Source organism: Brevibacterium linens (genome assembly GCF_003999335.1).
GTDB classification, from domain to species: Bacteria; Actinomycetota; Actinomycetes; order Actinomycetales; family Brevibacteriaceae; genus Brevibacterium; species Brevibacterium linens.
The window spans coordinates 1,433,326-1,446,031 of the sequence record NZ_CP026734.1 but is presented as its reverse complement, the minus strand read 5'-3'; the positions used below and the strand labels follow the sequence as shown (position 1 = coordinate 1,446,031).

The 12,706-nt window shown below is 67.6% G+C and carries 11 protein-coding genes; 5 read left to right on the top strand and 6 right to left on the bottom strand.

Annotation, left to right across the window (positions count from 1 at the left end):
• Positions 1-75 precede the first annotated feature (75 nt).
• Positions 76-1,560 (bottom strand): phosphohexomutase domain-containing protein, encoded by a 1,485-nt coding sequence (locus CXR29_RS06390; protein ID WP_127364172.1) that lies wholly within the window; start codon positions 1,558-1,560, stop codon positions 76-78.
• Positions 1,557-1,913, bottom strand: a complete 357-nt coding sequence (locus CXR29_RS06385) for a DUF3499 domain-containing protein (RefSeq protein WP_127365287.1) — start codon at positions 1,911-1,913, stop codon at positions 1,557-1,559. Before CXR29_RS06385 ends, CXR29_RS06390 begins: the two co-directional genes overlap by 4 nt.
• An 88-nt stretch (positions 1,914-2,001) precedes the next feature.
• On the opposite strand from CXR29_RS06385, the gene CXR29_RS06380 reads away from it, so the two are divergent.
• Complete coding sequence (locus CXR29_RS06380) at positions 2,002-2,364, top strand: metallopeptidase family protein (protein ID WP_025777164.1); 363 nt, start codon at positions 2,002-2,004, stop codon at positions 2,362-2,364.
• A 66-nt stretch (positions 2,365-2,430) separates the two neighbouring features.
• Here the strand turns inward: CXR29_RS06380 and CXR29_RS06375 are convergent, their stop codons facing one another.
• Genes CXR29_RS06375 through CXR29_RS18030 form a run of 3 tightly spaced genes read right to left on the bottom strand, consistent with a single transcriptional unit; the run spans position 2,431 to position 7,423 of the window.
• Positions 2,431-3,888, bottom strand: coding sequence for a DUF5719 family protein (locus CXR29_RS06375; RefSeq protein WP_127364171.1), 1,458 nt, complete (start codon positions 3,886-3,888; stop codon positions 2,431-2,433).
• Complete coding sequence (locus CXR29_RS06370) at positions 3,885-6,986, bottom strand: glycosyltransferase family protein (protein ID WP_127364170.1); 3,102 nt, start codon at positions 6,984-6,986, stop codon at positions 3,885-3,887. The genes CXR29_RS06375 and CXR29_RS06370 overlap by 4 nt, the downstream gene beginning before the upstream one ends.
• Positions 6,983-7,423, bottom strand: coding sequence for a WhiB family transcriptional regulator (locus tag CXR29_RS18030; RefSeq protein ID WP_369864242.1), 441 nt, complete (start codon positions 7,421-7,423; stop codon positions 6,983-6,985). Before CXR29_RS18030 ends, CXR29_RS06370 begins: the two co-directional genes overlap by 4 nt.
• Before the next feature lie 349 nt (positions 7,424-7,772).
• Between CXR29_RS18030 and CXR29_RS06360 the strand changes: the two genes are divergently transcribed.
• Genes CXR29_RS06360 through CXR29_RS06345 form a run of 4 tightly spaced genes read left to right on the top strand, consistent with a single transcriptional unit; the run spans position 7,773 to position 11,084 of the window.
• Positions 7,773-8,900 carry a coenzyme F420-0:L-glutamate ligase gene (locus tag CXR29_RS06360; RefSeq protein WP_127364169.1) on the top strand — a complete coding sequence of 376 codons (1,128 nt, stop codon included), beginning with the start codon at positions 7,773-7,775 and terminating at the stop codon, positions 8,898-8,900.
• A 58-nt stretch (positions 8,901-8,958) separates the two neighbouring features.
• Positions 8,959-9,651, top strand: a complete 693-nt coding sequence (locus CXR29_RS06355) for a hypothetical protein (protein WP_127364168.1) — start codon at positions 8,959-8,961, stop codon at positions 9,649-9,651.
• Positions 9,639-10,409 (top strand): CoA transferase subunit A, encoded by a 771-nt coding sequence (locus tag CXR29_RS06350; protein ID WP_127364167.1) that lies wholly within the window; start codon positions 9,639-9,641, stop codon positions 10,407-10,409. Before CXR29_RS06355 ends, CXR29_RS06350 begins: the two co-directional genes overlap by 13 nt.
• Positions 10,410-10,421: 12 nt before the next feature.
• Entirely contained in the window at positions 10,422-11,084 is a 663-nt protein-coding gene (locus CXR29_RS06345) for a CoA transferase subunit B (protein ID WP_025777157.1), read from the top strand.
• Positions 11,085-11,256: 172 nt separating this feature from the next.
• Here the strand turns inward: CXR29_RS06345 and manA are convergent, their stop codons facing one another.
• The gene (gene manA / locus CXR29_RS06340; RefSeq protein WP_127364166.1) at positions 11,257-12,576 is read right to left on the bottom strand and encodes a mannose-6-phosphate isomerase, class I; all 1,320 of its coding nucleotides are present in this window, start codon (positions 12,574-12,576) and stop codon (positions 11,257-11,259) included.
• Positions 12,577-12,706 lie beyond the last annotated feature (130 nt).

The window sequence follows — 12,706 nt, the reverse complement described above, 5'->3', positions numbered from 1 at the left end:
GTCGGATCGGGTTCGAGTCTATTGCCGGGGCGGCCGGCTTGTCGCGTCGTGCCCGATCTGCGGACGGCGCCGGCTTCAGGCGCGAGCGGTGACGAAGTCCGTGACCTGGCGGGTGAGTGCGTCGACCTGCGCCGGCTCGGCGGCCTCGACGTTGAGACGGACGAGAGGTTCGGTGTTGGACTTGCGCAGGTTCACCCACCAGTCCGACCCCTGCAGACCGATTCCGTCGAGGTCATCGACGGTGCTGTCGGGGAACTCTCCGGCGTGGGCGGCGAAGGCGGCGAGCACGGCGTCGGGATCGGAGACGGTGAAGTTGATCTCGCCGGACTGTTCGAACCTGTCATAGTCGGCGACCAGAAGAGAGGCGGGAGCCTGTGACCCGGCGAGGGCGGCGATGAGGTGGCAGGCGGCGAGCATTCCCGAGTCCGCGCCGAAGAATTCGTCGAAATAGAAATGTGCGGAGTGTTCGCAGGCGAAGACGGATCCGGTTTCGCGCATGAGCGTCTTGATGCCCGAATGACCGACCTTCGATCTCAGTGCATGGCCGCCGGAGGCTGTGATCGTCTCGGCCACACTGCGGGAGGTGATGAGGTTGTGGATGACGGTCGGGCGGTCATTGCCGAGTGCTCGGGCCCGGGCGATCTCCCGTTCGGCGACGAGTGCGCCGACGGCCGAGGACGACATCGTCGCCCCGGTCTCGTCGATGAAGAAGCACCGGTCGGCGTCCCCGTCGAAGACGAGGCCCAGATCGGCGCCGTTGTCGACGACGGCGCGTGCGGCGTCGACGAGGTTCTCGGGTTTGAGCGGGTTCGCTTCGTGGTTGGGGAAGGTGCCGTCGAGTTCGGTGAAGAGGCCGATGACGTCGAAGGGCACCGAGGCGGCTCCGGCGTCCGCGCCGAAGACCTCCCCGAGGAGGCGCCCGGCCATGCCGTTGCCGGCGTCGAGCACGATCGTCAGACCCTGCACCTCATCGACGTGCGTGAGTTCGCGGATCCGGGCCACGTACTGCTGCCTCATCCGTGTTGCCGCAGCCGCATCCTCGGCGACTCTGCGGCCGTCGCTCTGCGGTGCGGTGACCGCGAGTTCCCGGACCCTCGAGAGACCGGAGGCCAGGCTGACGCCGGCGGCGCTGGGCCCGCAGATCTTGATCCCGTTGTAGTCGGCGGGATTGTGGCTGGCGGTGATCATGGCGCCGGGCAGGTCGAAGATGCCGGAGGCGAAGTAGAGCTGATCGGTCGAGCACAGTCCCAGCAGGACGGCTATCGATCCGGACGCGTCGACTCCGGCGGCGAAGGAGCGAGCGAACCCGGGAGAACTCGGTCGCATATCGTGACCGATGACCACCTCGGTGGCGGCGTGGATCTCTGCCATGGCTCTGGCCGTCGCCCAACCGAGTGCGAACAGGATGTCCTCGTCGAGCTGATCGGGAATGCGACCGCGGATGTCATAGGCGCCGACGGCGGCATCGAGCGCGGCCGCCCGGGCTCGTCCGAGGTCGGAGTCCGTCAGGATCTGCGGTGCGGGATCGGTGCCGGTCGAGCTCGGTTCGGGCAGGGTCATGAGTCGCCGATGATGCGCAGGTGACCGTGTCGGCGTCCTGCGGCCGCCGGGTCGTCTGCCGGGGCCGACTCGGGCCCGGGCGGGGTCCGATCGGCACGGTCGGCGGCTTCACGGACGGCGTCGGCGATGGCCAGCAGGTCATCGTGGCTGCGTTCGGGCGGGGCCTGGCCGGAGTCGATGCGGATGAGCTGCCAATCCACGGGTGGGGTCAGTTTCGCCGCATGTTCGGCGCACAGGTCATGAGCGCCCGGCTCGGCTCGCCTGCCCAGAGGTCCGATGACGACGGTCGCATCGGCGTGCACGTACGTCATGGTGGCGGCGGCGGGGCGCGAACAGCTGACTTTGGAACACATTCTCACGGCTGACACAGTCCCACACTCTACACGCCGCGACCCGCCGATTCGCTCAGGCGCGGCGGCCCCGCACGTAGAATGAGAGGCTATGAGACCACGGCGACATCGCGACCGACACGGGCGGGGTCTGCGGTCTCCGCTGCACCGGGCCGAGGTGCCTGCGCGGCTGAGTCGGGCGGAGAGTTTCACCGCGGTCGCGGCCGCCGAGTTCGCCCGGATGCGCAGACGCGAGCCCGATCTCCTCGCCGAGGTGGTGCTGGCCGTCGATTCCGTCCCGCCGGCGAGTTCGACCGAACCGAGCTTCGGTCGCGTCTTCCCGTCGGCCGGGGATCGGCCCACCCATATCGTCCTCTACCGGCGGGTGATCGAAGACCATGCCGGCAGCGAGGCCCGCGATGCGCTCATCGCCGAGGTGGTGGCCGACCAGATCGATATCCTCCGTCGCACCTGAGACCGCTCGGCGGGCCTCCCCGGCGCGGCAGGTCGAGCAGGCCCGCCCACAGCAGGTCGCAGGATCTCAGCCGAGACGGATATCCCGGTAGGCCACCCCCGCCGGGGCCGGGGCCGGGACGGCAGTGGAGATACCGTCCTCGGTGGTCACGACGAGAGTCGCATGCACTCCATCGGCCTGCGACCCCGAAGCTTGGGATCCTTTGAGGACGAGCGCGCGCACCGGCTCCTCGGAGACCTCGCTCGGGTTGAACACGGTCGTTCCCGTCGGGTTGAGATCGATCGACTGCGGGTCGGTAAGCGTTCCGTCGTCGAGCATTCCCTGCACCTGCACATGCCCCTGACCGGGCGAGAGATAAAGGGAGGGCTCACCCGTGCGCGGAAGCGCCAAGAACTGGGTCTCGGCGAGAGTGTCGGTTGACGGGATGCTGCCGAAGTCGGCCGCACCCTTCTCACCGTCCTTGCCGATGAAGGCCCCCGCCTGCACACGCTGCGACGATTCGACGACGAGGCTCGTGGCATCGAGATCGCCGAGCTCGGCCTCGGCGACACCGCGGCCGACGACGGTCATGGACGAACGGCGAATGTCGATCTCGCCGTCGGGTCCGTACGCCCTCAGGGACACCTCGGCGAGATCGCTGCTCGGGTTCGCCACCCGCACCCGCACATCCTTGCCGCTGAGTCCGGTGAGCACCTGCTGGCGATCGGCGCCGGCACCACCGGCGGCGAGGTCGATGCCCTGCGGTTCGAGGCCGTCGAGGACGGTCTCCTGGATCGAGCCGGCCAGCACTCCGCCGTCGACGGTGACGTCGACGGCCAGGGCTTCGGCTCCTCCGGCCAGACCGCCCAGCGGGACGGCACGCTGCTGACCGGCCTTGATGCTCAGTTCGGTCGGTTCTGCAGTCTCACCGCCGGGAGTCATGAGGGCGACCTTCGCCTGGACGGGAACGTCTCCCGGATTGCTCAGCAGCAGCTGCGAGTTCGAGCCGGTGGCACCGGATCCGGCGACGATCCGGAAGCTGCTCGACGCCTGGGCACAGGTGAGTGTGGCGAGGCCGGTGAGGTCACCGGAACTGCCTTCGACGGTCTCGAGACCGGTCGTCAGTGCAGGGGCGCCGGGACGGGCGAAACCGGTGACGAGCTTTGTCGAGTCGATGCTGTCATCGCCGGAGACGAAACCCTGGCCGGAGGGATTGTCGAAGTCGATCGAACCGCCCAGATCGGCGACCTGCAAGCGAGCCGAGGAGGTCGAGCCGTCTGCAGCGCCGATCGGAGCGGACGCGGAGACGACCCGGGTCGAGACCTTCGAATCATCGACGAATTCGGCATCGGTGCCTTCGGCTTCCCCGGCTGTGAGCAGGGGCCCGGGGCAGACCACGCGGGTATCCGCGGTGGGCATGCGCACCTGCTCGGGGCTGCGGTTCAGCGTGCCGGGGGTCAGCGGAGTGAGGAACGAGGTCGTGGCCACGAGCACTCCGGGCACGGCGATGGCCGCGAAGGTGACGATGCTGCGCTGATGCTTCATGCTCTCTCCTCGGCGCGGCCGGGCGTGCTCGTCGTGTTCCCTGCCCGACCGAAGGGAATGGCCACGATGAGGCTGAGCAGTCCGAGGACCCATCCGACGATGACTCCGACCGGGTAGAGCGGCGAGTTCAATGTGATGTCGACCGTCCCTCCGGACGCGGGGAGGTCGAATTCGCTGGCCCGCTCCTCTGCGTCGGGCTTCGGCTGCGGCAGCGGCTCGCCGTCGATGCGCGCGGTGATTCCGTCTGAGGCGTCGGCGATCGTCAGTGTGCGCCCCTCCTGGCCGGCCGGCACCGTCGCGGTGGTGCCCGTCATCGCCGCGGTGGAGACCTGCCCTTCGGAGTCGCGGATGAGGAACCGTCCGCTGTAGGGCTTGTCGACGCGCCACAGCTGTCCCGACGAGGTGGGGCCGACCGGCAGGAGGCCCTCCGAGACGGACACGGAGTTGGTCAGGCTGCCGGCGTTCGGGCCGATGAGGACGAAATCGACCCCGAGCTCGCCGAGGATGCTGCCGACGTCACCGGCGTCGTCGGCCGACAGCGCGGACGCGGCCTGAGCCACGAGCACCTGGTCGGAGGTGATCGGCAGCGGACGACGCTGCCACGGCCACCCGCCGACGGTCTCGGCCGAGGTCACGGTCGAGGTGCCCAGAACCGTGCCGTCGGCAGAGGAGACGAGAGTGGCCAGAACCTCTCCGTCGACATTGACCAGACGGAGAGTGCGCGCCTGGGTCGCCCCTTCCGCGCGATCGGCGGCCAGAGCGGGGACAGTGCTCTCAGATGTCGCGGTGACCGGATCCGACGAGGACGCGGCCTGTCCGGCACCGATGGCGACGAGCCCGATGGCCGCCACTGTCACGAGCCCGACGAGGCCGCGCATGGGCGCACGACCAGCGGTCGCGGAGCTCGCCTCGGCACCGCTCTTCGGGGTCGTCGCACCGGCGGTCCGGCCGCGCCGGGGACGTCGTCCGGCCGCGCGGTCGGCACCGAGGCACAGCAGCAGGATCGAGCCGAGGCTGACCAGGGTCAGTCCTGCTGCGGGGTAGGACTCGATGAGATGGAACGGCCCCGTCTGCGCGGGCAGATGCACTTGGACCGTGGCAAGGACGAGACCGCCGAGGTAGAGCCCGACCGCCCAGGTCAGGCGGGAGAGTTCGAGCCGGGTTTCGATGAGGGCGAAGAAGGCCAGGATGAGCATCGGCAGCATGAGGACCGGTGCCCAGAGCTCGAGGACGTCGGCAGAGACCTCGCCGAGACCGAGGTCGGCGATGAGGTTCGCCAGCCAGGTCATGTCGATCGGAGCGGGGAAGCCGACGGCCAGAAGATACGTCGGCGCAGAGTCCGTGGCCGTGGTCTGCCCGGGCATGGTCAGCAGCGTTCCGGGTTCGCGGACCACGGCCCACAGCCATGGCCAGCCCAGGAACACGGTCGGAGCGAGCAGCCACAGATGACGCAGGCCGCGACCGGCGACCAGCAGCACCGCTGTGCCGAGGATCGTGACCAGCAGGAGGAGCGGAACTCCGGCGGTGATGACGTACAGCAGCAGGCCTGTGCCGGCGGCCGCGGCGATCGATCCGGTGGTCAGGCTGCGGCGCAGAGTCACCGCCACCAGCGGTGCGCAGATCCAGACGAAGACCACGCCGAGGCGGCCGTCCGACAGTGCGGTCGTCAGCAGCGGGGACGCGATCCACAGCAGAGCGGCGAAACCTCGGACCCACCGCCGGGCCAGCACGCTGCCGGTACCCGCGTAGGCGGTGACGGCGGCCGCGATCGGTGCAGCCAACAGCAGGGAGCGGACCATGACGTCGACATGGCCGAAGAAGAGGAGGGAGAGGACGCCGAGGACGAGGTGATAGGGGTCGGCAGGCACTGCCGCACCGGTCGAGACGTCGAGGTGCCGGCCGAGCAGGCGGTCGACGATCTCACCGAGGCCGATGTCCGTCGACCCCAGGGCGCCGCCGTCGAGGTGACCGGGGCCGAAGAGTCGAAAGCTGATGACACCGCTCATCACCACGGCAGCGAGGATCACATAGGTCAGGGGTGCGCGCAGCAGGCTGGAACCGCCGGTGATCTCCAGTCGGGAGAAGGAGTCGATGGCCTCCTCGGTGTCGCCGACCGGATTGAGCTCCGCATCGGCGTCGGGGCCGCCGGTGGGCACCTCTGCAGGACGCGGGTCGTCGGCCTCACCGCTCATCGTCCGGCGTTGGACGGCGAGTTCTTCGTCATCGGCGAAGAGCGCGGCAACGTGGGCGGTGTTCGATCGTTTGGCCACTCGGTTGCGACGTGCGTTGGCCCGCCGCAGCGGGGCGGTGGTCGACACGTCCGTGGGAAGTCCGAAGAGTGCCGAGAGATGCCATCCGGCGGGGCGGAAGTTGTTCGACAGCAGCCCGCCGAGGATGCGGCCGATATGGCCGATCGCGAGCAGGCAGAACAGGGAGAACAGTCCCTGTCCGGCGAGGCTGAGACGGTATCGCTGCTCGGTCCGGATCTGAGCTTTCGATGTCGGCGGGTGGGGTGAGGAGCCGAGTCGGGCGGCCGAGGTCGCGGAGATCTCCATCCGCGCACGCGGTGCCAGCAGCACGCGGGCGCCGAGGTCGCGCAGACGACGGGAGTATTCGAGTCCGGAGTAGGCGGGGCCGAGCACTCGGGAGGGTGCGCCGATGCGCTCAAGTTCCGTGGTGGCCATGAGCAGGCCCGGGAGGTCGAGACCCAGCGTTTCGATCTGACTGTCGCGCTGGCCCTGATCGATCTCCCCGGAGCCTACGGGGTTGAAGCGCTCCCCCGCCGAGGTGGTGCTCACTCCGGCGGAGACGATGCGGCCGGAGCACATGAGCTTCGGTCCGACGGCGGCGATGGATTCCGTCTCCCCGATGGCGTCGAGCAGCTCATCGAGACAGTCGGGTTCGGGACGGGAGTCAGGGGTGAGGAACCACAGGAAATCCGAGTCCGCGACGTCCGGCATCTCGCCGGCTTCGCGGACCGTCCGACCCCCGAGATCCACCACGGGGATCTCGGGGAAGTGCGGACGAAGAGCTGTTTCGAGCTCGACCTTGCTGGCATCGTCGCCGGAGACGACGACGATGGTGACGGATTGACTCACACGACCTTTTTCTTGAGCCGGCGGCGTTCGCGTTCGGACATTCCGCCCCAGATGCCGAAGCGCTCATCGTTGGCGAGAGCATATTCGAGGCATTCGGAACGGACGTCGCAGGAGGCGCAGACCCGCTTGGCTTCACGAGTCGATCCGCCCTTCTCCGGGAAGAACGCCTCGGGGTCGGTCTGAGCGCAGAGGGCCTGGTCCTGCCAGGACAGTTCGCCGTCGTCCGCGGCTCCCAGGAGCAGCGACAGCGGAGAGACCGCGGAGTTGTCCGGCTGCAGCGGTGTCAGATCACTCGGATCGACGGCCAGCGGATCCGGCAGCGTCTCGGGTGTACGTGCTCCCGGTTCGATGAACCAGTCTTCGGCACGGCGGGAGGTGACTCCCGGTGCGGCGGTGAAGTCTTCTCTCTCCCGCCATTCTCTCTGTGCACTTTGCACGGTTTTCCCCTTTCTCACGCTCGAGCAGGTCCAGTACCGTGACTGAGGCGATCAGTCCGATGTACGGTCGAATCCTGAAGGATCCCTGCTCGGCGCGTTCCCCTTAGGTATAAATTACACGCGTGTCATTACCGCCCCGTCAAGCCCTTATGGAGTACTGAGACACCCCATGAGACGCAATTCGAACACGCATTCACATGCACACGCACCCAGAACCCCATATATAGGTCACGGTCCGGTCATAGGGCACAACCTGTGGGATCCGCCTGAACAAACCTGGAGAATTTAGAAAGTGGGGACCCGCAATGGGATTATGGAGGAATGAGAGTGGAATCACCGGCGGCCCGGCATGAATGATCGTCTGCTCACCGTCTACGCGCCTCCCGTCGAGGAAGAGATCGGGCAGGGTTCCGACCTCTCTGCGATCCTCATCAACGCACTGCGGCGCAACCGCATCGACCTCAAGGACGGCGATATCCTCGTCGTCGCGTCGAAGGTCGTCTCCAAAGCCGAGGGCCGCCTGCGCACGGTCTCAGATCGCGCCGAGTTCGAAGAACTCGTCGCGGAGACCGGCACTCACCTCGTCGCCGAACGCTCCTATCGCTCCGGCATCACCGTTCAGGTCGTGCGCACTCCGGCGGGCACCGTGCAGGCCGCAGCGGGTCTCGACCAGTCGAACTCCGGCGGCGCCGTCATCCTCCACCCCCTCGACAGCGACCGGTCCGCCGATGGTCTGCGCCGACGGGTCGAGCAGGCCTTCGAGGTGCGCATCGGCCTGGTCATCTCGGATACGAGTTCGCGGCCGTGGCGGGTCGGGGTCGGCGATATCGCCATCGGATTGTCCGGGTTCTCCGGCCTGGACGACCAGCGCGGTCGCCCCGACGACGACGGACGCGTCCAGACCGTGACCGTGCGCGCTGTCGCCGACGAGATCGCGGCGGCAGCGGACCTGGTCAAAGGCTCCTCCCGCGGACTGCCGATGGCGTTGGTCCGCGGGGCCGGCGGATACCTCGACAACGGCAGCGACGGCGCCCGGGCACTGTCCCGCGATCTCGGCGAGGACTGGTTCCGCCACGGTCACGTCGAAGCCATCCAGCGCGGGCTGGGCGTCACCGACCTGCCCGGCAGCGCCCCTGCCGGCGACAACAGCGACGACATCCTCGAACGCGTCTCTCGAGCGATCCGCGTCGTCCGCGCCGGGCAGTCGCGGACTCCCGGCCATGCGGCATGGCGGATGCGCATCGAAGGCTCCGGATCGCGGATTACGCTCAGTCCCTCTGATTCACCGGCGACCGCTCAGTCGGGCGGTCCTCCGTTGCTCGAGGCGATGGTCGGGCTCGGGTCCTTGGTCGAACGGCTCCACACCGCGCTCTTCGCCGAGGATCTCAGTGCTTCCACCCGCTATCACTGGGTCGACGGTGAGCTGGGGGCCTTCCCCCGCGGGGTGACGATCGACATCGGTCTCATCGTGCCCTGATCTGCCCGGCCGACACCACACAACCGACACCACACATCCGACACCGAAGAAAGCGGCTATGGATCTCTCAGTCATTGCGCACACCGGCGGACCCGTCCTCATCTGGCGCGGCCCCGATTTCGATCGGCTCGACCTCACCGGCCCGGTCATCTCGAACTGGGTGAATAAGGGAGTCGGCCTCTTCGGCGACTATGACCTCGGCCCGGACTTCACACTCTTCGCTCCGCTGCCGAAGGGGCTGCACTGGCGTGAACTCGTCGCGATCCTCAGCGTCCTGCTGGCCGGAGGCCGCGTCACCATCGCCGCAGAACCGCCGGCGGAGGACTTCATGGCTCTCGTTCCCGTCGGTCATGAGGATGATGACGCGGTGGCCGATGCCGACGAGGTCTTCGTCTTCAATCCCCCGGCCCTGGCGCTGAGCACTCCGGTCGATACCGATTTCATCGACGTCAATTCCGCGATCCGCGCCTACCCCGATGTCACTGCACGCCGCCTCGACGCTTCGGGCATCCTCGAAGTGGACGGACAGGTCATCGGCTGGACGAGCTCGGAGACGACCGCCGAGCCCCGCCCGCAGGGACTGCTCGTCGCGAACTCGACCCCGCTGCCGGGCGAGTGGCCGCGCTTCCTGCAGCACCTCCTCGGTGGTGGTGAAGTCCTGCTCACCAGCAGAGTCGACGATGCTCGCATCACGGACCTGGCCGCCGGGCTGGGAGTGGTCCATGGCACACTGGGCACATGGACAAAGTAGTTGATACCCCCGCAGCAGCGGTGGCCGACATTGCAGATGGATCATCGATCGCCGTGGGCGGCTTCGGTGTCGTGGGCGTGCCCGAATTCCTCATCCGGGCGCTCCAGGACCAGGGAGCGAAGGACCTCGAGGTGATCTCGAACAACGCCGGCGTCGACGGCCGCGGTCTGGGCATTCTGCTCGCCGACGGGCGGCTTCGCCGCATCATCGCCTCCTACGTCGGCGAGAACAAGGAATTCGCCCGTCAGTACCTCTCCGGTGAACTCGAGGTCGAACTCACCCCGCAGGGCACCCTGGCGGAGAAGCTGCGTGCAGGAGGTGCCGGAATCCCGGGCTTCTACACCATCACCGGCGCAGGCACCCAGGTCGCCGAGGGAGGCATGCCCTGGAAGTACGACTCGGACGGCAACGTCGTCACGGAGTCCCCGGCCAAGGAGACCAAGGTCTTCGACACCTTCGGCGAAGAGAAGGAATACGTCCTCGAGAAGTCCCTGGCCCCCGACTACGCACTTGTGCGTGCGGCAATCGGCGACCGGCACGGCAATCTCGTGTTCCACTCCTCGGCCAGGAACTTCAATCCCCCGGCCGCACAGTCGGCTCGCATCACCATCGCCGAGGTCGAAAAGCTCGTCGAACCCGGCGAGATCGATCCCGACATGGTCCACGTGCCGGGCGTCTTCGTCCACCGCGTGGTGCCGCTGACGCCCGAGCAGGTGGCGGACAAGCCCATCGAGAAGCGCACCGTACGAGAAGCCTGAGGAGACACAGAAATGTCATTGACACGCAATCAGATGGCGGCCCGTGCCGCCCAGGAACTCGAAGACGGCAGCTACGTCAACCTCGGCATCGGCATGCCGACCCTGGTTCCGAACTTCCTGCCCGAGGGCGTCCATCTCGTCCTCCAGTCGGAGAACGGGCTGCTCGGTGTCGGCCCCTACCCGACCGAGGACGAGATCGACCCCGACCTCATCAACGCGGGCAAGGAGATCGTGACGATGAACCCGGGCGCCGCGTACTTCGACTCGGCGGCGAGCTTCGGCATGATCCGCGGCGGCAAGATCAACGCCGCGATCCTCGGCGCCATGCAGGTGGCCACGAACGGCGACATCGCGAACTGGATGATCCCGGGCAAGATGGTCAAGGGCATGGGCGGCGCGATGGACCTCGTGCACGGCGCCCAGCGCGTCATCGTCATCATGGACCACGTCGCCAAGGACGGCTCGCACAAGTTGCTGAAGTCCTGCGACCTGCCGCTGACCGGAAAGGGCGTCGTCGAACGCATCATCACCGATATCGCAGTCCTCGATGTCAGCGGTGACGCCTTCACCCTCGTCGAGCTCGCCCCGGGCGTGACCGTCGACGAGGTCAAGGAGAAGACCGGCGCCGAGGTGATCGTCCCCGCCGACGTCCCCACCGTCGAGGTCGCCGCCTGAGCTCCAGGTGACCGGCAGGCGGCTCTGCCGTACGCGAGCAGTGTCCGAACGAGGACACCTGCCGATCGAACAGTGGTCACGTTCGGATGCTCTGAACGCGCAGCAGCATCCGTTTGTGACCACTGTTCTGTGTTCCGCCGCCGCAGAGGAGTCCGGTCCGTTCGCCGCAGACTCAGCGGCCGGCTGCTCCGGAGTTCAAGCCGGTGGTCGCCACGAACAGGTCGCCGTGGCCGTCTGCCGTCACTGTCGGTTCGTTCGCCGCGATGAAGGCGCTCTGCCCACGCTCGAGGGTGAGCGTCGAACCGAGCGAGCTGAGAGTGACAGTTCCCGCGGTGCACAGCGCGATCGCCGCACCGCGCCGCTGCACGGTCGTCATGCGCGGACACCGCAGCGCCTGCAGAGCGAAATCATCGGTGGGTCCGAGCAGCATTCTCGAGTGGTCGGGCTCGACCATGCGCGGGGTGCCGGCGCGGAAGTCCGTGATCGTCGCCAGCTGTTCGATGTCGATGTGCTTCGAGGTCAGCCCGCCGCGCACGACGTTGTCGCTCGAGGCCATGACCTCGATGCCTGTGCCGAAGAGGTAGGCATGCAGCACCCCGGCGTCCATGGTCAGCGCCTCACCCGGCTGCAGGTGGACCCGGTTGAGCATGAGTCCGACCAGAGTGCCCGGATCGTGGGGGTAGTCGGTGACGAGCTCACAGAACGTCTGCGCCGGGTCGACTTCGCTGCCGGATCGGCTGATGTGCCCGACCGGCTGTTCGTCGATTCCGTGGGCAGCCACCTCGTCGACGAGCCCGGGCGTCCGTGGGTCGCTGAGGATGATTTCGACGGCACGGGACAGCGCCTTGGACTCGCTGAAGGACTTCAGAGCGCCGATGATCGCGCCCAGGACGTCCAAGGACGGCGGAGTCAGCGGTTGAGAGAGCATCCGTTCGAACGTCGCCCGCACAGCCTTGCGCGGGCGGAATCCCGTGAGCGCGTGGAAGTCCGTGAGCGCGTAGATGAGCTCAGGTTTCGCCGAGGCGTCCTTGAAGTTCCGGTCGGGAGCGTCCAGAGCAGGACCGTTCGCTTCCTCGGCGGCGAATCCTGCCCGCGCCTGCTCGCGATTCGGGTGCACCTGGATCGACAGGGCCTTGCTGGCCGAGAGCACTTTGAGCAGGAACGGCAGTCGCGAGCCGAAGGACTCGAGGGAATCGTGGCCGAGCAGGCCCTCCGGGTCCCCCGCCAGATACTCGATGAGGTTGGGCCCGAGCCGAGGTTCGGCCTCGGTCGCGATACCGCCCGCCGTCCCCTGAGCGCCGAGGCGGTTCTGATGTTCCAGCGGAGCCTGGGTGCAGGTGCGACTGACGTCGAGCCGAGAGGGGCTGACCGGGTGAGCCCCGAGCCAGAGTTCAGCGCAGGGGGTGCCGTCCGGAGCAGTGCCGAGGATTGCGGGAATCGCGTCGGTGCTGCCCCATTCGAAGTTCTTGACCGTGTTGTGCAGACGATGCACTGCGGGCCCCCTTCTGACAGATGAGAGTCGTCATCACATCCGGTGTGTTCCGGGTGTGCTTCGACAAGCCTAGTCCCACCATCACACGCCGAGGCGGCACTTCACTGACTGTTCAACCGAAGTCACGATC

What these genes read in the sequence shown, in the direction of transcription:
- CXR29_RS06390 (WP_127364172.1), bottom strand. Translation starts at nt 1,560, where the DNA reads ATGACCCTGCCCGAACCGAGCTCGACCGGCACCGATCCCGCACCGCAG.
- CXR29_RS06385 (WP_127365287.1), bottom strand. Translation starts at nt 1,913, where the DNA reads ATGTGTTCCAAAGTCAGCTGTTCGCGCCCCGCCGCCGCCACCATGACG.
- CXR29_RS06380 (WP_025777164.1), top strand. Translation starts at nt 2,002, where the DNA reads ATGAGACCACGGCGACATCGCGACCGACACGGGCGGGGTCTGCGGTCT.
- CXR29_RS06375 (WP_127364171.1), bottom strand. Translation starts at nt 3,888, where the DNA reads ATGAAGCATCAGCGCAGCATCGTCACCTTCGCGGCCATCGCCGTGCCC.
- CXR29_RS06360 (WP_127364169.1), top strand. Translation starts at nt 7,773, where the DNA reads ATGAATGATCGTCTGCTCACCGTCTACGCGCCTCCCGTCGAGGAAGAG.
- CXR29_RS06355 (WP_127364168.1), top strand. Translation starts at nt 8,959, where the DNA reads ATGGATCTCTCAGTCATTGCGCACACCGGCGGACCCGTCCTCATCTGG.
- CXR29_RS06350 (WP_127364167.1), top strand. Translation starts at nt 9,639, where the DNA reads ATGGACAAAGTAGTTGATACCCCCGCAGCAGCGGTGGCCGACATTGCA.
- CXR29_RS06345 (WP_025777157.1), top strand. Translation starts at nt 10,422, where the DNA reads ATGTCATTGACACGCAATCAGATGGCGGCCCGTGCCGCCCAGGAACTC.